This window comes from Pseudoalteromonas sp. 20-MNA-CIBAN-0454 (assembly GCF_040308685.1).
Taxonomy (GTDB): Bacteria; Pseudomonadota; Gammaproteobacteria; order Enterobacterales; family Alteromonadaceae; genus Pseudoalteromonas; species Pseudoalteromonas nigrifaciens.
In genome coordinates this window covers 13,245-35,177 of sequence record NZ_JBEOOB010000025.1, presented here as the reverse complement: position 1 = coordinate 35,177, position 21,933 = coordinate 13,245, and the positions used below count along the sequence as shown (strand labels likewise).

Below are 21,933 nucleotides of genomic sequence, written 5' to 3'. Positions count from 1 at the left end.
TTATGCCAAATAAAAAAGCTAAGCGCCCTGCTTTATTTAAGTCATTTAAACGTGCCATATTTAATAAATTATTAAAAAATAAACATTTAAAACAGTCAATTACACTTGAACACAAAACTATTTATGTTTTTCCATCAGCCCTTGGCTGCTACTTTATTAGTGTAGCTATTTTAAATTTTGTGATGGGGATTAACTATCAAAACAACTTAATTTTGATCATGGCTTATTTAATGTTTGTGGTAATGATTATTGCTGTACTACTGGGTTACAGCAATGCAAAAGGCCTAACTGTTACTTTTAAAAATTCACTTTCGAGCTTTGCACCACAAAATCCACAAGTTCAGTTTGCTGTACAAAGCCCCTCGATTTGCCAATCTGTGATGCTAATTTATCAAGGCGATCAACAAACGCAAATTAATCATGATGAAATAACCAATACAGCCCAAACGCTAAGCTTGCCACTACCCTATAACAAACGCGGATGTTACTCACTACAGCGAATAAAAATTGCCAGTAATTATCCCTTTGGCTTGATCACTGTTTGGAGCTACATTCAACTACAATCAAGTGTTTATATTTACCCTTCACTTGAAAAGGTGTTTAGTGACGCTCAGATAAGTAGTCTAGCCGAGCAAGCCGAAAACGGTATTGCCAAACAACTGGGTAGTGAAGAGTTTGAAACATTAATACCGCACTTGCCTGAAATGGGATTGCAAAGAATTTCTTGGAAACATTTTGCTAAAACACAGCAGTTATTAGTTAAAGAGTTTGTTGATTTTAAAGCTGCTGATGCATTATTTGATTTTGATTTAATGCATGGCGATACCGAGCAACGCTTAAACCAGCTGTGCTTTTTAGTATGTGAAGCAACAGAGAATAACACCCCCTTTATGCTAAAACTACCAAGTAAAATAATAGCTACCAACCTAGGTGTGCAACATAAAACACTTTGTTTAGAATCACTTAGTACATTTAATGGTTATACAAAGTGACGGCAATAAAAAACATAAAAGTAATAAATTATTCACTGTGTTTTATATACAGCTGCTTAGTCGTGTTTTTTATTGCTCACTTACCAATTGTATTTATTAGTGTACTAGCGCTACTTTGTGCGTGGAACTTTTATGTAACCATAAGTAATAAAACTAAACCTAATGCCTGGTTGGCTAACGCTTTAGCAGCACTTGCTTTAGGGTTAATGCTTTTTAGTGTGGGATTTAGCGACACGGTTATTTTATTTGTGGCTATGTTGTTGCTTTCAAGCTTATTTAAGTTGTTACAGGCGAAAACTAAAAAGCATTATCATGTAATAACTACGCTGACATTTTTTTCGCTTTCGGCGGTTTATTTATTTAACCAAAGTATTTTAACTACTTTAGTAGTGAGTAGTTTGTACATTTTAAATTTTGCCGTACTAGGCTTGTTAGAATCAAAACATAATTTAAAAGTCGCATCTAAACAAAGCGGTAAATTACTATTATTGGCATTACCGCTGGCGGTATTTTTATTAATATTTTTACCAAAAATGCCGGCATTTTGGCAACTACCTGGGCCAAAGTTAGCTAAAACAGGTTTGTCTGAGCAAATAGATCCGTTTGATATTGCCAAGTTATCTAATTCAGATGAACTGGTGTTTAGAGCTAAATTTAATGATCTAGCACCTAAAGCTCCCCTGTATTGGCGAGCCTTAGTACACGACGAGTTTAACGGAAATGCGTGGCTCACTTCCAATTTATTAAAGCATAACAGCGTAACTCAAACTAAAACGCAACAAGTTAGTAGTTTAACAAAATACGACTATTCGATTATTGCCGAGCCCTCGAGTCAAAAGTGGTTATATGGGCTCAACTTTGCAACCAGTAATAACGATAACGTAGAGAGTGACTCACTGGGCTTACTGCGTAAAAAAAATTACCAAGCTAAAAGTGTGCAATACACAGCAAGTAGCTCTGCACTAACAAATGCTCCTTTATTACAGTGGCAAACTAAACACTACAAACACTTAGTAAATAACGACAATAACAAAGCAAGTGCCCTTGCCTATAATTTAAAACAAAACTTAACCAGCGACCGTGATTTTTACAATGCATTACTACAGTACTTTATAGACGAAAAATTTAGTTATACGCTTAACCCGACGCCAATGAGCGGCAACAATACTATTGATCAGTTTATGTTTGAGCAACAACGTGGGTTTTGTGGCCACTATGCCAGTGCCGCAGCTTATATTTTTAGAAGTGCGGGTATACCGGCAAGAGTTGTCAGTGGCTATTTAGGTGGTGAGCTTAATACAGATAATAATACTTTATCTGTTCGCCAATATGATGCACATGCATGGGTAGAAGTGTATTTAGATAATGAAGGCTGGCAAATATTTGATGCCACAGCGGTGGTTGCTCCCGATAGGCTTACAGGATCGCTTTCACAAAATACTGAGTTAAATAATGAGTTTAAAAGCAATCTCGACTTTGGTTTAGTTAGTTTAAGTAACTTTGCAGCTATTAATTGGCTAAGGCTAGAGCTAGAAAACTTAGATTATAGGTGGTCTAGCTGGGTACTTGGTTTTGATGATGAAAAACAAAACGACTTTTTAAAGTCTATTTTTGGCAGCAAAAATATTTGGCTGGTACCGCTGGCTGTAATTGTTATTTTAGGGCTAACTTTTGTTAGTTATTTTGTTTATTTAAATTGGCCTAAGCCCGCTACTAAATTAGCTCCTATGGTTAAAGAGTTTGAACAACTTATAAATTGGGCTAAAAAACGTAAACTTAAGATAGCCGATCATTTAACGCCTACTCAACAATTACAACACTTAGCATCGCAAGCGCCGCATGTTGAGCAACAATTACTCGAGTTTAGTCAGTTATTTAACCAAGTACGTTATGCTAAAAAACCATTTAATAAAGAACGTAAAACTCAGGCAAAATATCTGATAAAATTAATTAAATCTACGAAACAGAGAAATCTATGAATGCGGTTGTTATAGGCGTTTTATTAATGCTTGGGCTTACCTTGGTCCGCGTAAATGTTATTGTTGCAATGATAATAAGTGCCCTAGTTGCTGGTTTAACCGCTGGTTTGGGCTTAAAAGAAAGTATAGACGCCTTTAATTCGGGATTGTCGGCAGGTGCTGAAATAGCACTAAGTTATGCCATGTTAGGTGCTTTTGCAGTGGCTATTTCTAAGTCAGGTTTAACACGTATTTTAGCCGCAAAATTATTAGCTAAAGTTAATGCACAAAAAAGTGGCAGTGAAACCCTGCTCAGTTATTTTATTTTATTTATAATAATGATCTGCGCCATTTCATCGCAAAACTTAGTGCCGGTTCATATCGCCTTTATTCCTATTCTTATTCCACCGCTGCTGGTAATTTTTAATAAACTTAGGCTGGATAGACGTGCAATAGCTTGTATATTAACTTTTGGTTTAGCTACTTCTTATATGGTACTACCGTATGGCTTTGGTGGTATTTACTTATATTCAATACTCCATAAAAATTTAGTGGATAACGGTTTAGAAATAATAAATACCCAAGTTCCTATGGCAATGATAATTCCGGCTTTGGGCATGTTTGCAGGTTTATTAATTGCAATATTTTTTAGTTACAGAAAACGTCGCGACTACGCAGCGCTACCGCTTACCATAGAAAGTAAAGAAACCACGGTAGAAAACCCAAAAAAGGTAATGTTAGTTGGCCTGTTTGCTGTACTTGCTTCACTTATTGCGCAAAACGCTAGCGGTTCAATGATTTTAGGCGGCTTAGTGGGTGTAATGATTTTTAGCGTTTTCGGCATCGTTAAATGGGAAGATAATGGCGACGTATTTAGTAAAGGCGTCGCTATGATGGCAATGATTGGTTTTATAATGATTTCTGCTCAAGGGTTTGCAGCTGTTATGCAAGCAACAGGTCATGTGGCTAGTTTAGTACACAGTGGAGCAGAGTTATTTGCTGGGAATAAACCCATTGCGGCAGCGGTTATTTTATTAGTTGGATTGTTTATTACCATGGGTATAGGTAGCTCATTTTCAACCGTACCAATTATAGCTACTTTATTTGTTCCTTTATGTTTAGAGCTGGGCTTTTCGGTTATGGCCACTGCTGCTTTAGTGGGTACGGCCGGTGCGTTAGGTGATGCAGGCTCCCCGGCTTCTGACTCTACACTTGGGCCAACTTCTGGGCTAAATGCTGATGGCCAGCACGACCACATTTGGGATTCAGTAGTGCCTACCTTTATTCACTTTAATATACCGTTATTAATATTTGGTTGGATAGCCGCCATGGTGCTTTAACCTAAGTAATGTAAAACGATAACCTAATAATAGATTAGGTTATCGACCTCCCACCTTGATAATTTTTATTAAAATTGACTCTGCTGTCTAGCTATATCTTTTGTAATTAATTAGTATGATGTGTTCTTTTTAGGTATTTAAATAAGCACTACTACGAGTGCTTATTTTTAATAACATTAAAATACTTTATTCTAATGTTTACTTGTCAAAACCATAAATCATTTTATCGCAAACCACAGGCGTTGGTCGGTGATCATCATTTACTGCAACAAAGGTAAAGCTGCCACTAATAGCAGAATGCTTGTTGTCATTATGCATAGTTTCTAGAAGTATATCGACATCAACTTTTAAACTGGTATTACCTACATGCACCACCTTTGCTATAAGTTCAGCAAAAGTACCTGCAGGAATAGCTTCTTTAAAGTCTACTCGATCTGATGAAATGGTAACTAAAGGCTTACGGCAAAAACGCGTTGCCGCTATAAAAGCAACCTCGTCCATCCAAGCTAAAGCGTCGCCACCAAATAAAGTGTTGTGGTGATTAGTTCGCCCCGGAAACACTGTTTTAGTTACCGATGTGGTGGAATCTTTAATACGTTGCGCGATAATAGCATCGCGCTCTACTTGTGTCATAGTATCTACTTTTTATTAGCTAATTTGTTTTGCATTAATAAGGCCGGATCAAGGCGTTCACCTTGCCAGTTAAAACGCCAATCTAAATGTGGGCCTGTTACCCGCCCTGTTGCACCTATCTCAGCTATTTTACTACCTTGCTCAATTTTATCGCCCAGCTTTACATCAAGCTTACTTAAATGAATATAAGTAGAGGTAACGCCGTGGCCATGGTCTAAAATAAGTGTGCCACCTGAATAATAAATATCCGGCTGCGAAAACACCACTGTACCACTTATAGGTGCATACACAGGTGTCCCCGTTTTATTGGCTATATCTAAGCCAAAATGTGGTCTGCGTGGCTCGCCATTAAAATAACGTTGGCTACCATACACCCCAGATATACGCCCTTGTGCAGGTTTTAGCACAGGATCTAAAAAGTACAATAGGTCAGAATTAACCTGGCGCGCAGCTCTAATCGCAGCAGCCTCTTTACTTATACGTGCGCTGAGTTCTTTAGCCGGCGATACATATTTTTTAGCAACGCCGGTAATTTTATCAATTTGATAGTCGCGCTTAGTAATTACTAGGCTTTCACTGTGCTCAACACCAGCTTTATCAACCCATTTAAGTGTGTGATTTGTTGGTGCATCGCGGCCAAAGCCAAATACAAAATCACCCTTACTCGAAAGCTTAAGTGTTTTGTCGTTAAAGCTAACCGACTGCGCGTTGCTAATATTACCGGTTACTAAACCGCCTTGAGTTAATTGCCCTTTTAGCTCAAGTGCCATTGCACTTAAGCTAGTAGAGGAAATTAACACGGCTGCTAATAATGTTTTAAGCATGGCTAATAGACCCTTTGCCTACTCCTTCGTAGGCCGTTATTTTTACCGCTTTTTCAGGATATTGTGCTTTTACCTGACCCGCTAAGTATTCTGCAATGCATTCAACCGTGGTATCGCTAGGTAAAATATCGCAACGCGATTCGCTAATAGCCATTTCAAAATAGCCTTGCGCTGAAGTATATGCAAAACATACATCGCCAGCTTTTGCGCTAACGTGCTGTAACTCGTCTGCCTTAATTTGATCCTCAGCGGTGGCTAAATAAATGTCTTGCCACTTTTGTGACCATTCTTTTTGCAGGCGAGGCATAGAAATACCATCTAAACTAATACCAATTTGAGAACGATGCCCATGAATAATACGTTGGCAATTACCATCGTGCTTTTTAAGGCCATGGCTGTAATGGTAATAATAGCTTTGATTATGCTCTGGCTTCAATGACAGCTCAATTTTTTCTATATTATCTGGCAGTTGTGGCAAAATAGTCGCTATTAAAAAATCTGTAACCGATGCAATAGTTACTTCATCTGCGTTAATCATACAATAAGCTTGATGTGGAGCACTCATCGCCAAATGGTGGTTATCACCAAATGTACAATCTAATGTTTTATGGTCGCTAAATTCGCTAACCACGCCATTTAGATTATTAGGTACAGCTAAACGATGATCAATACACTCATCTATAATGCCTTTAATTTGCTTTTTAACTAAGCCAAAGTCTAATACCATAGACTCATCGTTTAGTTTGCCATGCAAAGTTAAATCAACAATCCAGCTCTCGCCAACTGCGCCGCGTTTATTACACAAGTAAGAAAAATCTATCACTGTTAGTGAGTTAACAAAAAGGATCATAAATTTCCTTTAAACAGGTTAAAAGTCAGCTGTAATTATAATGATTTATGATTGTAATTGCGCGGTTTAATCAGGCTAAAATCAATTACACCAATCGATTGATTAAAAAACCTACTAAATTTAGCTTTTTTAACTGATCCGAGTTGTTCAGCGTACAAGTGTACGCTAAAGTAGTTGGCAATTTATAAGCGAAGATAAGTGTTATGGAACCTAAAAATAGCTATACAAAAGAAGACTTGATCCTATGTGGTGAAGGTAAAATGTTTGGTGAAGGTAACTGCCGTTTACCAAGCGACAATATGTTAATGATGGACCGCATTACCTCTATTACTGCCGATGGCGGAATACACGGTAAAGGCGAAATTGTTGCTGAGCTAGATATTGACCCTAGCTTATGGTTTTTCGACTGCCATTTTAAAGGTGACCCTGTAATGCCAGGTTGCTTAGGTTTAGACGCTATGTGGCAGTTAGTTGGATTTTACTTAGGTTGGTCTGGCGGTCCAGGTCTTGGCCGTGCGCTAGGTGTGGGTGAAGTTAAATTTACCGGCCAAATTTTACCAACCGCTAAAAAAGTAACCTACCGCCTAGTAATGAAACGCGTAATTAAACGCAAATTATTTATGGGTGTTGCCGATGGCACGGTAGAAGTAGATGGCCGTGTAATCTACGAAGCGAAAGATTTAAAAGTAGGTCTATTTCAAGATACCAGTGCATTTTAATTAACTGTTAATAATTAAAATACACATACAAAAATGCCTCCACTTGGAGGCATTTTTGCTTAAATTCAGTTATATACTATGTTTTATAAATATTACGATTGTCTATTGCTTCGCGCCAACCACCTAACCATTCTGATTTTGGATCAACTTGTTGATAGGGACAATGCTCTTTAGAGCGACCTGCTAAACCTGCTTTAAATCCTTGAGAATGTGCTCTCTCTAAACGATCTCTTTTTTGTCTCTTCATCGGTAATATCCTCACCTTTGTATTTATATATTTTGTAGCATTAGTGAAATCTACATGTAATGAATAGCTAATAAAAAAGGTTAATTCAAATTATAAAAGCAATTAATTAGTTTGACTTTAACTAAGCTGCTGATGCAATGATGAATTAGCTTTTTAAAAAGTAAGTGGTCGTACTTGCACTGTATTGACCGGTTTAATCTAACTTAAAAACACGATTAAAAAATCGTTTTATTACACTGTTGTGTATATATTGTGACCGGCTAATTTAGCCTTAGTTCCAAATTAATTTAGTCTGTTTTTTAATTATTTTAAATTTCCTTTAGCTTATTTAATAAACAACACAATTAATGCTTGATTATTTAAAGTCGATCGGTCTAATATGTTGTATGAACAAAAACACACCAACTCCAGTGAGGCGTGGCCGCCCACCCAAAGTAGCCAGAGAAAACGCCGATACCAAAGCGTTACTTATTCGCACAGGCCTAGAAACACTAACCGAGTTTGGTTTTAGCGCAACTGGCCTCGATACCATATTAAAAAAAGCAGCCGTACCTAAAGGCTCTTTTTATCATTACTTTAAAAGTAAAGAAGCGTACGGTATTGCCCTTGTTGATGCTTACGACAGTTATTTTATTGCCAAACTTAATCATTATTTACAACAAAGTGACGTGCCCCCGCTGGAGCGAATAGTCAACTTTACCCAAAGTGCCATTAAAGGGATGAAGAAGTACGATTATAAGCGTGGCTGTTTAGTAGGCAATTTAAATCAAGAACTGAATCACTTAAGTGACGAATTTAAAACCCGCTTATTGCAAAGTTATACTAGCTGGCAAAACTTGGTAGAGGTGTGTTTAAACCAAGCAAAGCAGCAAGGTACAATTGCCAACAGTGTAAACACCCCATTAATGAGTGAGTACTTTTGGATTGGTTGGGAGGGTGCGGTTATGCGTGCCAAGCTCACTAAGTCTAATACTCCACTTACTTTGTATACAGAAATGTTTTTACGCGCATTACTAACCTAATGCGTTTTTTTACCAATTAAAAGACGATCGGTCTAAAAGGATATCCCATGAGTAACCCAATTAAAGCCATTGTTATTAATAAAGATGATAATAACTACAGCGCCTCTTTAAGCAGCATTAAGAATAGTGACCTGCCGAATGAAAATGTCACTATTGATGTGCTATACAGCACTTTAAATTATAAAGATGGCTTAGCAATAACCGGAAAAGGGCCTGTGGTACGCAGTTTTCCTATGGTGCCGGGTATAGATTTAGTAGGCACTGTGAGCCACTCCACCAGCGATGAATTTAAAAGTGGCGATAAGGTAATTTTAAATGGGTTTGGTGTAGGCGAAAAACACTGGGGTGGGCTGGCTCAAAAAGCAGCACTTAATAGCGATTGGTTAATCCCCTTGCCTGCTGGCATTTCACCTAAACAAGCTATGCAAGTTGGCACTGCGGGTTACACCGCTATGCTCAGTGTAATTGCACTCGAAAAACAAGGCATAACACCCGATTCAGGCGAAGTGCTGGTAACCGGTGCTAATGGTGGCGTAGGTAGTTTTGCAATATATTTACTAAACAAGCTTGGCTACAATGTAACCGCAGCTACTGGACGAATGGAGCAAAGTGATTATTTAAAAGAGCTAGGAGCAGCAAATGTAATTAATCGTGATGAGCTTTCAAACCCAGGTAAGCCGCTACAAAAAGAGCGTTTTGCCGCAGCTATAGACTCAGTAGGTAGCCATACTTTAGCTAATATTTGCGCCTCATTAAAATATGGAGGTGTTGTAACCGCATGTGGGCTTGCACAAGGTATGGATTTACCTGGCTCTGTAGCACCATTTATATTACGTGGCATTCGATTAATAGGCATTGATAGCGTAATGCGCCCAAAAGCCGACCGAATTGAAGCATGGGATCGTTTAGCATCTTTAGTAGCAGCTGATTACCTTGATAAAATATCGACCGAAATAACGCTTGAACAAGTAATTGATAACGCCGAGCAGCTTATGAAAGGTAAAATTCGCGGCCGTGTTGTAGTTAATTGCCAAAGTTAAGCTTTTTACACTGTTAAAGCCTCGTTATTAAATTTATAATACAATTTGTATTTTAATAACGAGGCAACACCTATGAGCAACCAAGAACTTTTCAGTAATAACCCACTGCAAGGCGTAAAATTAGAACAAGTGGTTGAAGAGCTGGTTGAACAATATGGGTGGGAACTCCTATACGCTTATTTACAGCTAAATTGCTTTAAAAATAATCCTGATATTAAATCGGCGGTTAAATTTTTACGTAAAACACAGTGGGCACAAGAAAAAGTAGATAACTTTTATTTGTATCGCCTTAAAAACTTACCACGTCCTGATGATGTACAATACGAACTGCCACCGCGTGATCGCGTGATCCCTGCTGATCATAAACCTGGTGAGCCGTGTGAGTTAAGCTTTACTGATGCAAAGCGTATTATGGAGAAAAAAGAGACTAAGCAACGTGCGCGTACCCGTAAACAGCGTGTTAGCTCTACTAATCCTTGGGGCAACTAAAGCACAAGGTTAAACCACACTTTATTAAAGCTGGCATTGCCGGCTTTTTTATTACGCCCTTTTTACTCATACCCTATAAGTTAACAGCAACAAAGATATAAACTTTACTTTAGTGGCTTGTATCCCCTATCTTGCCAAAACTCTACAGCCGAGCGCTCTGTAGCCAGTGCTACATTAAATGTTTTATCCGCTATAAGTTTGCCATTGTACTCTATGGTCATGCGCCAATTACCAAGTTTATTATTAATTGGTGGCCATAAAGTATCACCTAAATAAAAATGCCAGTCGCTGTCTTTAACATACACCACTCCGGAAAAAGGAGGCATTATGTCGCCTTCATCATCGGGTATATTAGGATGATAAATGCTGTAATGTAATTTTTCGCCTTTGGCTTTTTTAATATTTATGATCAAACCAAATTCAACATCAAGAGTAGCGATGACCTCGGTAGTAAATTGCTCTATTTGCGGCAATGCTTTACTCTCGTTATCCCATGTTGAGTAAATACCGTAGCTTTGCAGCGTAATTATCGGTTTTAATTTAGCCATATCACCTAACTTTATATTTAACGTTTATTGTATGCCAGCAGAGTGTGTAAATTTGCCATATTTAAAGTGTCATTTTTGGGTTTTTAGGATAGTAATGATTGCTCTGCTGCTCGCACAAACTAAACTCACGAGTATTTTTGTAAGGTAACTTCATAAAACCGGCTACCCCTACGTCGGTAATATTAACTGCGTATTGCATCAACTTATTAAGCAGCCGCCTAAACTCATCCTCTTTACTGGCATCGAGCAACCGGTAGTAATGATGTATTTTGAGCCTATCGGGCAGCGCTTCAAAAATAATGCAGCCAGTGTGGTGTATTTGATTTAGCTCAAACACACATTTAATTACTTTTTTTGGCAGTTGTAGTTGCTCGTCGGGATCTTTACCATCTTCAAAGTAAGAATGTGGCCGGGTAACATCACTGGCATTTACATTCACCGTTTCAAAATCAAGTTCTGGTAAACTTTCAAACTTAAAGGCGCCGGTTCTATCGCGCTCTAGCTGAATGGTTTTACGTGCGTCAAACAAACAACATTTAAACAGCCCTTTTTGGCTAATTGCTTGTGCCAGCATTACGGTATTATTTACCGCATCGGTAAATGCAGCGGCTAACGTTTCGTTATACAAAATTAGCGATGATTCAACAAACAGTGACTCGTCTTTCCAATGAAAGCTTAATCCGCCTACGGCAGGATACTTTGCTAAACGACTAATAGAGGCTAAAAATGCTTTTTCGGTATCTCCGGTATCAAACAAAAACTCTTTGTAGTAACGATCTAATTGGGCATCGTTTACATCAAGCAATTGCTGTTTATGATCGGCTTGGCGTAAAAACTGCTTTCGTGAACTGTATACAACGGTTTCGGGCTCTTCGTCATAACTAAACCAAAACGGAATCGCGGCTTTAACTACTTTTTTAGGTAACTCAGGTAGGTACGCTTTCGCCATACTAGTAATGTTACGCATAAAGTAATCACCTGCGCTATCTCTCACTTGTTTGTTTTTAGAGAGCATACCGTCAATTACTTTAGCCAGCTCTATTGGTAGCCCTAAACTGCTGGCAGGAATAACGTCTACTCCAAACCGACAAGACTGTGCAGAAGCAAGTGCGTACAAGGTTGCCGCTACGCCTTGCTCATCAAAGCGTGGAGATGATTGCTCTCCCGACATTTGTGCTTCACCAATAAAGTAAACATCGCCCATACGTGCGTTAGTAGTGCTTAGGTCTGCCGACATTAAATCCATAAAATTACTGGCAATGGGGTTACCGTCACTATCTATTTGCGCGTATACCGAGCTTCCCCAATCCACTAACGATAGTGCATCACTGGCTTCGTCCCATACTAAGTTTGAAGGTTTAATGTCGCCATGCACAATAGGCTGCGCCGTTATACCCGTATTATGATTGCGCAGATCGAGCAGCACGTTTCTGAGTCGCACTGCCAGCGTCATAATTTTTGCAGCGCCAATTCGGCCTTTTTTCAACGATACTTTTTCAAGGTCTTCGCCCATGGCGCGAGCCATCATTAAAATGCCTTGTTTTTTAATTCGTTCAAATGCATAAAATTCAGGTACAAGTGGATTGTTAATTTGCGATAGCATGTAAGCTTCGTCTTCTAGGCGGTCGCGTATACTTTGCGCTAGCGTAATACGCGAAAACTTAAATACCCAAGGTAAGCCGGTATCGTCGTGTCCCGCAAATACAAAACCAAAAGCGCCTGAGCCAATCATTTCTACATTTTCGTAACCAAGTAAGGTAAGTTTTTTAATACATATATTAAGCCACTGTCTATGCTTTTTAGCATCGTGGTGTGAGAGCAAATAAACAGATTGCTCTTCGTTAATATAAAAATTCTGAATCTCTTTGGCTTTCAATACAGCTACTCAAATTTAAAAAAGACTAAAGCCACATGATTATTAGTTTTATGTAATAAGATTACAATAGCTTGCTTGGGTATATTAACTCACCAATAGCTACTAACTACTATCATAGTGGTTAAGTTACATTTTACCGGCTACAGCTATTATTTTAAACGACCAACGCAACTAAACTATACTCTAAAAATTAATTTTACAAATAAGTAACAAATAGTGCATCTAATTTGTTTAGTACTGCGTACTTATAGTGAGGATAATAAATAAGGGAATTTAAGATGAGAACAATAATAATAGTTGCAGCTGGCGTTTTATACAGCGGGTATGGTCAAGCAAATATAGAAAAAATAACAGTATATGGACACAGAGCGGGTTTAATTGGTGATTCAATCAGTGCATCTAGTGGAATAATAGGTCAAGGTGAAATTGAGCAACGGCCCATGCTAAGAAGCGCAGAAATGCTAGAGCTGATCCCTGGAATGGCTGTAACGCAACACAGTGGATCGGGTAAAGCGAATCAGTATTTTATTCGTGGCTTTAATTTAGATCATGGCACTGACTTTGCCACAAGCATAGACGGTATGCCCATTAATATGCGTAGCCATGGTCATGGGCAAGGCTACACCGACTTAAACTTTATTATTACCGAAAGTATATCTACTATTAGTTACCAAAAAGGCGCATATGATGCACGCCAAGGCGATTTTTCGAGTGCTGGCAGTGCCAAATTCTTTCTTGCAGATAACCTAAAACATCAACAACTAGAATTAAGTATAGGTGAAGATAACTATAAACGAGCTGTGATGCTGGGCTCAACACAGCTTGCAACAGGCAAGCTAATTGCTGCTGCTGAGTGGCAAGGTTACTCTGGCCCATGGGACGATATTGACGAAAATGTAAATAAAAAAATGGCCTACTTCGTTATGTAACAAAAGCTTTTTCAGGCGATTTATCAGTTACTGCAATGGCGTATGACAATACCTGGAACTCAGCAGATCAAATTCCACTGCGCGCCGTTAAGCAAGACTTAGTGTCTGAGTTTGGTTCGCTCGATAATACTCTAGGCGGAAACTCAAGCAGGTATAGCTTATCGGGTAATTGGCAAAGTGAAAACGTTAAAGCTAGCGCCTATATCATTAACTATGATTTAAATCTGTACTCAAATTTTTCGTATTTTTTAAACGATCCTATTAATGGTGATCAATTTAATCAACAAGATAACCGCACCGTTTCTGGGGGTGAATTAAGTTATCAGTTTGACAGCAATAACTTTGCCATAAATATGCAGCACACCGTAGGTATTGAGCTACGTCACGATAATATAGACAATGTAGGTTTATATAATTCTCAAGCTAAAAAAATTCTAAGCACCGTAAGGCAAGACTCAGTAAAAGAAACCAGCTACTCAAGCTACTGGCAATCACGATTATTGCTCACTCCGCAGTTAGAAGCGACTATTGGTGTTCGCTACGATTACTTTGATACCACAGTAAATAGTAATAACGCCCTAAATTCGGGGACCGCAAATGATGATCTAGTTAGTTTTAATGGCAGCTTAAACTATTTAATTAGTGACTCTCTTGCGGCTTATGCGAACTGGGGACAATCATTTCACTCTAACGATGCACGAGGGGCAACCATTAGCGTTGATCCGGTCACGCTTAACAAAGCACAAAAAGTAGACTTACTGGTAAAAAGCGAAGGCGCTGAAATAGGTCTACGTTACTTTGACGAGCAAAAGTTTAATATATCAACCGCTTTATGGTGGCTAACACTCGACTCAGAACTGTTGTTTATAGGCGATGCCGGAAATACCGAAGCCAGCGACGCATCCCAGCGTTACGGACTAGAAATAAGTGCCTATTACTGGCTAAATAACAGCTTTAGCATTGATGCAGAAACCTCATTTACTCATTCCCGCTTAGATATAAACGATAAAAATGATTACATAGAAGGTGCAGTCGCGGTAGTAGCAAGCAGTGGGATTAATTGGCATATTAATAAACAATGGCAGTCATCATTAAGAGTACGCCATATTGGCAAAAGAACACTTACTGACGACGGTAGTAAACGCTCAAATCCCCTTACGGTTATAAATTCATTAGTTAGCTATAGCCAAGCGCATTGGAAAGTAGACTTTGAACTATTAAATTTATTTAACAGTAACGATCACGACATAGATTATTATTATACCTCGCGCCTACCTGGCGAGAACAGCGAAGGCATAGCCGACAATCACTTTCATCCAATAGAACCCAGAACAGCTAGACTTAGTTTTAGCTTACTTTTTTAACGTTGCCTTAAGCTGCACTACTATACATATTCAATAGCAAAGGATTGCACACACTTTAATATAACAGCTCATCGCTATACATCGCGCTAATATGCTCATTCAACGTATAGGGCTTAACCTATTGGGCTAAAATAAGGTAAAACAGGGCTTTATATTCTTTTGGGTCAAACAATGACAAACATAATTAAAGCCTCTTCTTTAGCTATAGCGCTTTGTGCTGGTATGAGTACGCACGCAGCTGAGTTTACTTTCTCATCAAACATAAACAAAGATGCACAAACATTAGTCGTATTTTATAGCCAAGATGGAAAAAACAAACAATTTAAAGCACTTAATAAAGAGTTTAAACAGCATTTAGAGCGCGTAATAGACATTGAAAACTTTAAAGGCGATTACGCCAGTGTTGCCGAACTTATAGCACCACAAAACAGTAAATATGATCGTATATTAGTGGTAGGTACGGGTAAACAAAAAGAACTAGATAAAGCCCGTATTACAAAATTAGGTGGCAATATACATGCTCGCTTACTCGGTAATAAAGTAACAACCGCAAGTGTAATATTTGATGACGTAACCGGCTTAAATAATAATGCCGAGTTAGCAGCTAACTTTGCTCACGGTGCTAATTTACGCGACCACCGCTTTGAAAAATATAAGCAAAAAGCCAGCACAGAAACTATTAGTTACACATTTGATGTTGCTAACACTAAGCAAACACAAAAAACATATAAGTTGCTACAAAGCATTCAAGCTGGGGTGTTTTTGGCCCGCGACTTAACTTCTGAAGTTGCTACCCACATGACCCCGGTCGACTTTGCCAATGCAGCTAAAGAGTTAGAGTCTCTTGGCGTTACTATTAGCGTACTTGAGCCTGCACAATTAAAAGAGCTAGGTATGGGAGCGCTTGAAGCTGTTGGCCGTGGTAGCGAACAAGGCGCTCGCCTTGTAGTTGCTCATTATAAAGGGTCTAACGACGTACCTATTGCCCTAATAGGTAAAGGTATTACATTTGACTCTGGCGGCTACAGCATTAAAACAGGTGCATCTATTGCACGAATGAAATCAGACATGGCAGGTGCAGCAGCGGTACTGGGTACTGTAAAAGCAATGGCACTTGCTAAAGCAGATAAAAACGTAGTTGCAGTGATGGGTATGGCCGCTAACATGGTGTCGCAATTTGCTGTAGCACCGGGCGACGTAGTACGTACCGCTGAAGGTTTAAGTGTAGAAATACTTAATACCGACGCAGAGGGCCGCTTGGTACTTAGCGATTCAATGTGGTATGCGCGTAAGCACTTTAATCCTGAAATAATGATTGATGTAGCCACATTAACTGGCTCTAAAGTAGGTGCTGTTGGCAATGAATACGCTGCAGTATTTTCACAAGATGATAAATTAGTAACGCAATTAACCTTAGCCGGTAAACAGGTTAACGAAAACTTATGGCGCCTACCTTTAGGGTATAAAGATGCTTTAAAGTCGGATATTGCTGATTTAACCAATGTTGGCTCCAGCGGCCCTGGTGCAACTACTGCAGCAAGCTTTTTAGAGCATTTTGCCGGTGACACTCGCTGGGTACACATTGACATAGCCGGCAATGCATTAGCTAAAAAAGGCAAAGACGAAGTATCTGCTGGCGGTACCGGATTTGGCGTGCGTTTATTGAGTGAATGGCTACTAAGTAATTAAATATACATTAGTTAGCTTTACTAGCTAAAACACAAAACGCCAAAAGCACATATATGCTTTTGGCGTTTTTTATTGTTAGTTAAAGCAATATAACCTTTAACCTAGAAGGTCAAACACGTTTTAGTCGTAACCATATTTATTATTAAACGCTTCATCGCTCATGGTTAATAAAATAATAAACTCTACAAATGCAATGATCGCCGGAATAGCTGTCCAAAAGAACAACAGATAAATAAAACCTAAGCCAATTTGCCCTAAGTAAAACTTATGAACACCAAAGCCACCCAAAAATACCGCAAGCAATGCTGCAGCTATTTTACTCTTACCATTGGGCGCAGTACCACCTAATGAATTAGGTGGCGCTGTTTGTCTTACCCCACATTTAGGACAAATTTCTGCTTTTAAACTAATTACGCCTCAACAGTCCGAACAAAACTTTTCGTCTGCACTTTTTAATGTTGCTGCATCACTCATTAATAACTCTCCATTGTTTATAAATATGCTTCATAGCGTAGTTAAGTAAATGTCAGTATATAAATTATTAGTTTGATTTTTAGATACTTGAAAATATTTAACAGCTAAAAACTTAGCACAATAGGCAAACCACACCCAACAAAAATAAAACAACTATTTTACATTTGGGTGCTTATACATGATTTATATAGTGCAAATAAACGATGTGCAGCTAGTAAAACTCGATAGTATCAATAATCAACACATAAATAATGTTAACAAAATTTACATTTAGTTAGTTGTTCTGCATAAACCCTTTTTGCTTAATAGCGCAGCACTAAGTTAATTGTGGTTTTTTAATGGAGTATCAAAATGATAAAATTTAAATCGATAACACTATTTGTTAAAATGTGTACTGTTACGGCATTATTAACCAGCTCAGCCGCTTACTCACTAGGCTTCTCACAAACCTACACACAGGCTTACTTACAAGCCTATGCTCAAGCTTCATCTAAAGATAGCAAACAGGCTCCAGCTCAAAACATTCCTCAAAACTCGATATACCAATTAAATAATACGTGGTTAGATCAAGATGGCCACGAGCGTTTATTAAGTAGCTTTAGTGGTAAAAAGCAAATAGTGAGCCTTATTTACACACATTGTGCGCATACCTGCCCTACTATTGTGTCGACCATGCAAGCTATTGAAAATAAGCTTAGTGATGAAGAAAAAAACAATGTTGGATTTATATTAGTCTCGCTTACCCCTGATACAGACACCCCGACGGTATTACAAAGCTTTGCCCAAAGCAGAAAACTAAGTGCACATAATTGGAGCTTATTAACAGGCTCAGCCGATGATGTGCGCAGCTTAGCTGCAGCATTAAACATTAAGTATCAAAATATAGGGAATAGCGAGGTAGAGCACTCTAATATAATGACGGTGCTTGATCAGCAAGGCAGAATCAAGTTTCAAAAAACGGGTGTAATTAGTAATGCAACTTTCACTGCTAAGGAGCTTGCCAACTTTTAAGCTACTCACTATTACTAAAAACACAAATATAAAACACTTTATTAGCAAATAAGTCCACTTCAAATCTCTCATATATTTTTTAATCAATTACATCATTCGCTTACAACATAGAGCATTAATGACGTATATATAGTAGCGTTGGGCTTATTTGCAGCACAATAGAATAATCCGCACTTCACTTACACTTCAGCTTTGTATTATTAATTATTGGGTACTTACGTGAATAAAAAACAAGCCATACTAGGTAGCGCTATTGCTATTTTATCTATTTTGTTAGGGGCACTATTTCTCGAAACATCATCACTGTTTTTACGTCTACTGTTAGGCTTAGCTTTGGGTTTTGCCTTAGCGAAAGGTTCAATTGGTTTTGCTGGCAGCATTAATCGCGCATACCGACGTGGCTCAACACAGCTATTGCAAACTCTTATGTTTATGTTTGTTATTACTGCCATTATAAATGCTGGCTTATTAGTAAATACAGATTCAACAAGTTATAACTTATGGGTTAACCCTATTAATTTGGGCCTGATTATTGGTGGCGTAATGTTTGGTGCCGGTATGAGCTTGTCGAGCTGCTGTGCTACCAGCATGATGGTAGAAATGGTAAGCGATGTAGCACGCGCACTAACAACATTGGTATTTTTTGGAGCAGGTGTGTTTTTTGGCTTTCCGCTACAAGCAACGCAAAGCTGGATAACGCAAAGTGTAATCTCTACAAGTAGTTATGCTGAACAAGGTGTTTACCTGCCCGATTTGTTTAGTTGGGGGCCATTAAATGGCTACTTTATTGCTATTTTAGTTACGATTGCTTTTGCTTTAATTGTTGTAGTGCTGGCTAAAAAATATGAGAACTACCGACAAAAAAGTGGATCTTATTTAGGGGTTGACGGTGAAATAGCCCGACAAAACCAGTTAGTACACAACAATTTACATTTTTTAGCACCCACACATATAAACGCTGGATAGGAAACATGTGGGAAATGCGCACTTCTGCTTTAGTAATTGCAATTATATTTGGTGTAATGATGGCGTCAACTTGTTCGGGCTGGGGTGCTTCTACCCCTTTTGGCATATGCTTTGGTAAGCTTGTAATGCTACTTGGCATAAGCGCAAACGATATTGCAAACTTTACTCTAAGACCCGAAGTAATGTTTACTACAGGCTTTTTTGATCATGCTATTTCGGTACAAAACTTTGCAATAATGTTAGGCACATTAATAGCCGTGCTGCTTATGGGGAAATTTTCGTTTTCATTTAAAATAAACCACTCAGCTAAACAGTTTGCTTTATTTGCACTTGGCGGGCTACTAATGGGGTTTGGTACGCGTTTTGCCAATGGCTGCAATGTAGGTGCATTATTTACCCCTATCGCTAACTTTTCATTGTCAGGTTGGATTTACCTAATTTTTTTACTGCTTGGTGGAATACTGGGTAATAAGCTGCAACATGCTGTTATTAAATAATACCTTTTATAATTAAAATACCGACTTAAATTATAAGTCGGCACTTTTACTAACCGTTATTTTTAAACAGTATACGTTTAAGTGTATTGTCTTTAATAATATAATGATGCAGAAGTGCTGCGCTGGCATGTAATGCAATTAAGTAATAACCAAGTACGCCCGTTGTTTCGTGTAGGTATTTAATTTGTTTTGCCAGATCAGTGTTTTTTGCCGCTAATGCGGGTAATTCAAAACCATAAAAAGGGATTGGCGCATCAAATAAACTCAGCATAAACCAACCTGCCAAAGGCATTGCAAACATAAAAGCATAAAGTGCAATGTGCGTAATACTAGCTGCCATGGTTTGCCATTTTGCTGGACTGGGCGTTATTAATGGTTTAGAACCACTTTTTAAACGAATAAATAGCCGAATAGTAACAAGTAATAAAACTGATAACCCCAGCATAAAATGCCACATTTTAAATAAATCGCGAGTTTCTGTGCCCTTATCAAATAAAACCCGTAGTTCAATAGAGGCATACACAGCAATTAATACTAATAACATTAGCCAGTGCAGGATTATTGAGAGTTTATTGTAATGGGTAGATGTGTTTTTTATAGCCATAAAACCTCTAAAAATCTAAGAAATAAATGCGCTCTTTACTTCTCAAGCACACCGTACTTAACCTGAACTCTGGTTAAGAGATTTACTAACATATTGAATCATCGTTATATTTAATTTTATTTTCTCTAGCCAGAGGTTTTCAGTGAAAACAAGGCGAATTTACGCGTCAATAGCTGGCCTATTGCAAGTAAATTCAACGCAGTTAGCGCTGAAAACAGCTGCTTGAGATAAGTTTATTATCCGGAGCTCAGGTTACTTAAGAAGTTTAGCGCGTTTAAAACTTTTACAGTGTTTAAAGTAAGCTTTTAATGATCTAGCACAATGACTATTTAACTTATATTTATAGGCGCTATCTGTATTGATAACTTAAACCAAGCCCCGCCCAAAATACATCTTGTAATAATTCATCGTCGGCATAGCGGTTAGAATCTTTATTAATAGCAAAACTGTAGTTGCTATATGCGTATAACTGCATGTTTTTTATTACTGAGTAAGATAAATTCGCACTAAATTGCACATGATTAGCACCATTATGCCCATCGGCCACATACCCTGAATTAAAGCCAACACTGGTTTTAAAATCAAGCTGTAATACGGGCGTTAATTGATACTGTTTATTTAGCGCAACATCTAAAAAAGCACCTTGAGCATCAAAAGAATAATAAACTACTTATAAGCTGAACCTGCTGTGCAAAAGAGTAAATAAGCTCAAGGCTAACCTCATTATCGTAAGCATTACTGCTTTCTTCGCGCGAGGCAATTGCACTATACCCACTTAATAGCTCAAGGTTTTTTGATAATACCGTTGCGTATATTATATTTAAATTCACTTCTGAATAATCGGTATTAATGCCTTTAGCAAACCAAGGAATAATTATGAAATTTTCATAATTTAGCTCTGTAGATACTGAGGTAATCCCTTTATTTGCTAAGTTATCACGCCCTTCAGTAACATAGCGGTTTTCCCAGTAGGAATGAATGTGCCAGTCGTAGCTGTTATTAGGTTCAATGTTAGTTAACGTCTCAACTTTTATATGACCCGCCGCATCTGCTGAAACATTTTGCACAGCACTATACTCTTGCGTAGTTTGCGCTAAAGCAAGGGAACTAAAACAGGCACTAAACGCAAATAAAAAACCGACAATACATAACTTCATTAATAACCTAAATTTTCATAGTAGTATTTAGCTCAGTTACTGAGCTAAAAAGGTCGGCTATACTACTACTCGAATAGGTAAATGAGCAATAAATTTTGTTAACTTTATTAGTTAAATAAAATTACTGCAACTAGGGCTCGCTGCAGTGTTAAAAATACGGGATATAAGGTAGGTAATTTAAAGTTTTATAGAGGTGTTACTAAACCTCTTCGCATTCCCTGCTTGGCTTTTCAAATTTAAACACTGCTAATCCTAAAAGCGCTATCATTATTGCAAAAGCTAACCAAGATGATAAAAACTGTGCTGCAAAAAACCAACCCACTGCAGCGGCAATAACACTAATAACAAGCTGAGCCATAAGCGGAACTTTACCTTTGGTACCGTAAGTAAGTTTATAAGCTTTAACTAATTCATCAGCCACAAAAAACTCACAAAGTGTCACGTTTTTAGTTAAACCGTGGGCTTTTAGCCTAATTTTGGCCGGGTTGCCATTTATTTCAAACTGATGAGTAGAGCTAAACTTAAAGTTTTGTGCTTCGCTAACTATCTCACCGTTAACTTTTACAACTTCTTTTCCCGATACGGGCGAGCAGTAATAAGTAACTTCTACGTCATCACTGTAAAACTTAAAATGCATTCCACTTTTGGCCGAAACCTCTACTTTATTTGTCATCATCATCATCCTTATTGATATAAATTTAATT

24 protein-coding genes are annotated in these 21,933 nt (G+C 38.1%); 13 read left to right on the top strand and 11 right to left on the bottom strand.

Translation table 11 applies throughout. The features are described from left to right. The first annotated feature begins 2 nt into the window (after positions 1 to 2). From AAEZ22_RS12775 to AAEZ22_RS12765, 3 genes are read left to right on the top strand one after another with little or no spacing between them, the layout of a single operon-like run. A complete protein-coding gene (locus AAEZ22_RS12775) occupies positions 3 to 992 on the top strand; it encodes a DUF58 domain-containing protein (RefSeq protein ID WP_350545199.1) in 990 nt (329 codons plus the stop codon). Beyond that, positions 989 to 2,971: a transglutaminase TgpA family protein gene (locus AAEZ22_RS12770; protein WP_182676698.1), complete on the top strand. Its 1,983-nt coding sequence runs from the start codon at positions 989 to 991 to the stop codon at positions 2,969 to 2,971. Before AAEZ22_RS12775 ends, AAEZ22_RS12770 begins: the two co-directional genes overlap by 4 nt. Further along, entirely contained in the window at positions 2,968 to 4,290 is a 1,323-nt protein-coding gene (locus tag AAEZ22_RS12765; RefSeq protein WP_041454421.1) for a Na+/H+ antiporter family protein, read from the top strand. The genes AAEZ22_RS12770 and AAEZ22_RS12765 overlap by 4 nt, the downstream gene beginning before the upstream one ends. 198 nt (positions 4,291 to 4,488) lie before the next feature. On the opposite strand, the gene AAEZ22_RS12760 is transcribed toward AAEZ22_RS12765, so the two are convergent. The 3 genes from AAEZ22_RS12760 to AAEZ22_RS12750 are packed head-to-tail and all read right to left on the bottom strand — an operon-like array spanning position 4,489 to position 6,597. Further along, positions 4,489 to 4,923 (bottom strand): acyl-CoA thioesterase, encoded by a 435-nt coding sequence (locus AAEZ22_RS12760; RefSeq protein WP_011328175.1) that lies wholly within the window; start codon positions 4,921 to 4,923, stop codon positions 4,489 to 4,491. 5 nt (positions 4,924 to 4,928) lie between these two features. Continuing rightward, the gene (locus tag AAEZ22_RS12755; RefSeq protein WP_182676700.1) at positions 4,929 to 5,747 is read right to left on the bottom strand and encodes a M23 family metallopeptidase; all 819 of its coding nucleotides are present in this window, start codon (positions 5,745 to 5,747) and stop codon (positions 4,929 to 4,931) included. Continuing rightward, positions 5,740 to 6,597, bottom strand: a complete 858-nt coding sequence (locus AAEZ22_RS12750) for a 6-carboxytetrahydropterin synthase (RefSeq protein WP_179807056.1) — start codon at positions 6,595 to 6,597, stop codon at positions 5,740 to 5,742. The genes AAEZ22_RS12755 and AAEZ22_RS12750 overlap by 8 nt, the downstream gene beginning before the upstream one ends. A gap of 203 nt (positions 6,598 to 6,800) precedes the next feature. Here AAEZ22_RS12750 and fabA point away from each other — a divergent pair, with 203 nt between their 5' ends. Beyond that, positions 6,801 to 7,316: a bifunctional 3-hydroxydecanoyl-ACP dehydratase/trans-2-decenoyl-ACP isomerase gene (gene fabA / locus AAEZ22_RS12745; protein ID WP_011328171.1), complete on the top strand. Its 516-nt coding sequence runs from the start codon at positions 6,801 to 6,803 to the stop codon at positions 7,314 to 7,316. A gap of 76 nt (positions 7,317 to 7,392) precedes the next feature. Here fabA and rmf read toward each other — a convergent pair whose 3' ends face one another. Continuing rightward, entirely contained in the window at positions 7,393 to 7,563 is a 171-nt protein-coding gene (gene rmf, locus AAEZ22_RS12740) for a ribosome modulation factor (RefSeq protein ID WP_011328170.1), read from the bottom strand. Between the two features lie 386 nt (positions 7,564 to 7,949). Here rmf and acuR point away from each other — a divergent pair, with 386 nt between their 5' ends. The 3 genes from acuR to AAEZ22_RS12725 all read left to right on the top strand — a co-directional run bounded on the left by acuR (position 7,950) and on the right by AAEZ22_RS12725 (position 10,114). Next, positions 7,950 to 8,585: an acrylate utilization transcriptional regulator AcuR gene (gene acuR, locus AAEZ22_RS12735; protein WP_041454420.1), complete on the top strand. Its 636-nt coding sequence runs from the start codon at positions 7,950 to 7,952 to the stop codon at positions 8,583 to 8,585. A gap of 47 nt (positions 8,586 to 8,632) precedes the next feature. Beyond that, positions 8,633 to 9,625 (top strand): acrylyl-CoA reductase (NADPH), encoded by a 993-nt coding sequence (acuI, locus tag AAEZ22_RS12730; RefSeq protein WP_306288027.1) that lies wholly within the window; start codon positions 8,633 to 8,635, stop codon positions 9,623 to 9,625. 72 nt (positions 9,626 to 9,697) lie between these two features. Further along, a complete protein-coding gene (locus AAEZ22_RS12725) occupies positions 9,698 to 10,114 on the top strand; it encodes a VF530 family protein (protein WP_011328167.1) in 417 nt (138 codons plus the stop codon). Positions 10,115 to 10,218: 104 nt separating this feature from the next. Here AAEZ22_RS12725 and AAEZ22_RS12720 read toward each other — a convergent pair whose 3' ends face one another. Then, positions 10,219 to 10,662 carry a DUF3859 domain-containing protein gene (locus AAEZ22_RS12720; protein ID WP_179807058.1) on the bottom strand — a complete coding sequence of 148 codons (444 nt, stop codon included), beginning with the start codon at positions 10,660 to 10,662 and terminating at the stop codon, positions 10,219 to 10,221. A 61-nt stretch (positions 10,663 to 10,723) separates the two neighbouring features. Then, positions 10,724 to 12,538, bottom strand: a complete 1,815-nt coding sequence (locus AAEZ22_RS12715) for a protein kinase domain-containing protein (RefSeq protein ID WP_350545205.1) — start codon at positions 12,536 to 12,538, stop codon at positions 10,724 to 10,726. A 278-nt stretch (positions 12,539 to 12,816) separates the two neighbouring features. Here AAEZ22_RS12715 and AAEZ22_RS12710 point away from each other — a divergent pair, with 278 nt between their 5' ends. The 3 genes from AAEZ22_RS12710 to AAEZ22_RS12700 all read left to right on the top strand — a co-directional run bounded on the left by AAEZ22_RS12710 (position 12,817) and on the right by AAEZ22_RS12700 (position 16,520). Next, entirely contained in the window at positions 12,817 to 13,467 is a 651-nt protein-coding gene (locus tag AAEZ22_RS12710) for a TonB-dependent receptor plug domain-containing protein (protein ID WP_350545208.1), read from the top strand. A gap of 35 nt (positions 13,468 to 13,502) precedes the next feature. Continuing rightward, positions 13,503 to 14,831 (top strand): TonB-dependent receptor, encoded by a 1,329-nt coding sequence (locus AAEZ22_RS12705; RefSeq protein WP_350545210.1) that lies wholly within the window; start codon positions 13,503 to 13,505, stop codon positions 14,829 to 14,831. A gap of 171 nt (positions 14,832 to 15,002) precedes the next feature. After that, complete coding sequence (locus AAEZ22_RS12700) at positions 15,003 to 16,520, top strand: leucyl aminopeptidase (RefSeq protein ID WP_197182064.1); 1,518 nt, start codon at positions 15,003 to 15,005, stop codon at positions 16,518 to 16,520. Between the two features lie 120 nt (positions 16,521 to 16,640). On the opposite strand, the gene AAEZ22_RS12695 is transcribed toward AAEZ22_RS12700, so the two are convergent. After that, entirely contained in the window at positions 16,641 to 16,913 is a 273-nt protein-coding gene (locus tag AAEZ22_RS12695; RefSeq protein WP_350668661.1) for a TM2 domain-containing protein, read from the bottom strand. Between the two features lie 432 nt (positions 16,914 to 17,345). On the opposite strand from AAEZ22_RS12695, the gene AAEZ22_RS12690 reads away from it, so the two are divergent. The 3 genes from AAEZ22_RS12690 to AAEZ22_RS12680 all read left to right on the top strand — a co-directional run bounded on the left by AAEZ22_RS12690 (position 17,346) and on the right by AAEZ22_RS12680 (position 19,468). Next, a complete protein-coding gene (locus AAEZ22_RS12690; RefSeq protein WP_197182065.1) occupies positions 17,346 to 18,005 on the top strand; it encodes an SCO family protein in 660 nt (219 codons plus the stop codon). Positions 18,006 to 18,224: 219 nt separating this feature from the next. Further along, positions 18,225 to 18,971 (top strand): YeeE/YedE thiosulfate transporter family protein, encoded by a 747-nt coding sequence (locus tag AAEZ22_RS12685; RefSeq protein ID WP_331459138.1) that lies wholly within the window; start codon positions 18,225 to 18,227, stop codon positions 18,969 to 18,971. A gap of 14 nt (positions 18,972 to 18,985) precedes the next feature. Beyond that, positions 18,986 to 19,468, top strand: coding sequence for a YeeE/YedE thiosulfate transporter family protein (locus AAEZ22_RS12680; RefSeq protein WP_350545214.1), 483 nt, complete (start codon positions 18,986 to 18,988; stop codon positions 19,466 to 19,468). A 49-nt stretch (positions 19,469 to 19,517) separates the two neighbouring features. Here the strand turns inward: AAEZ22_RS12680 and AAEZ22_RS12675 are convergent, their stop codons facing one another. From AAEZ22_RS12675 to AAEZ22_RS12660, 4 genes are all read right to left on the bottom strand, one after another. Continuing rightward, positions 19,518 to 20,072 (bottom strand): cytochrome b, encoded by a 555-nt coding sequence (locus tag AAEZ22_RS12675; RefSeq protein ID WP_179807063.1) that lies wholly within the window; start codon positions 20,070 to 20,072, stop codon positions 19,518 to 19,520. A 349-nt stretch (positions 20,073 to 20,421) separates the two neighbouring features. Beyond that, the gene (locus AAEZ22_RS12670) at positions 20,422 to 20,547 is read right to left on the bottom strand and encodes a hypothetical protein (RefSeq protein WP_255319073.1); all 126 of its coding nucleotides are present in this window, start codon (positions 20,545 to 20,547) and stop codon (positions 20,422 to 20,424) included. A gap of 175 nt (positions 20,548 to 20,722) precedes the next feature. Next, the gene (locus AAEZ22_RS12665; protein ID WP_197182066.1) at positions 20,723 to 21,229 is read right to left on the bottom strand and encodes a hypothetical protein; all 507 of its coding nucleotides are present in this window, start codon (positions 21,227 to 21,229) and stop codon (positions 20,723 to 20,725) included. A gap of 199 nt (positions 21,230 to 21,428) precedes the next feature. After that, positions 21,429 to 21,902, bottom strand: coding sequence for a hypothetical protein (locus tag AAEZ22_RS12660; protein ID WP_197182067.1), 474 nt, complete (start codon positions 21,900 to 21,902; stop codon positions 21,429 to 21,431). Between the last annotated feature and the right edge of the window lie 31 nt (positions 21,903 to 21,933).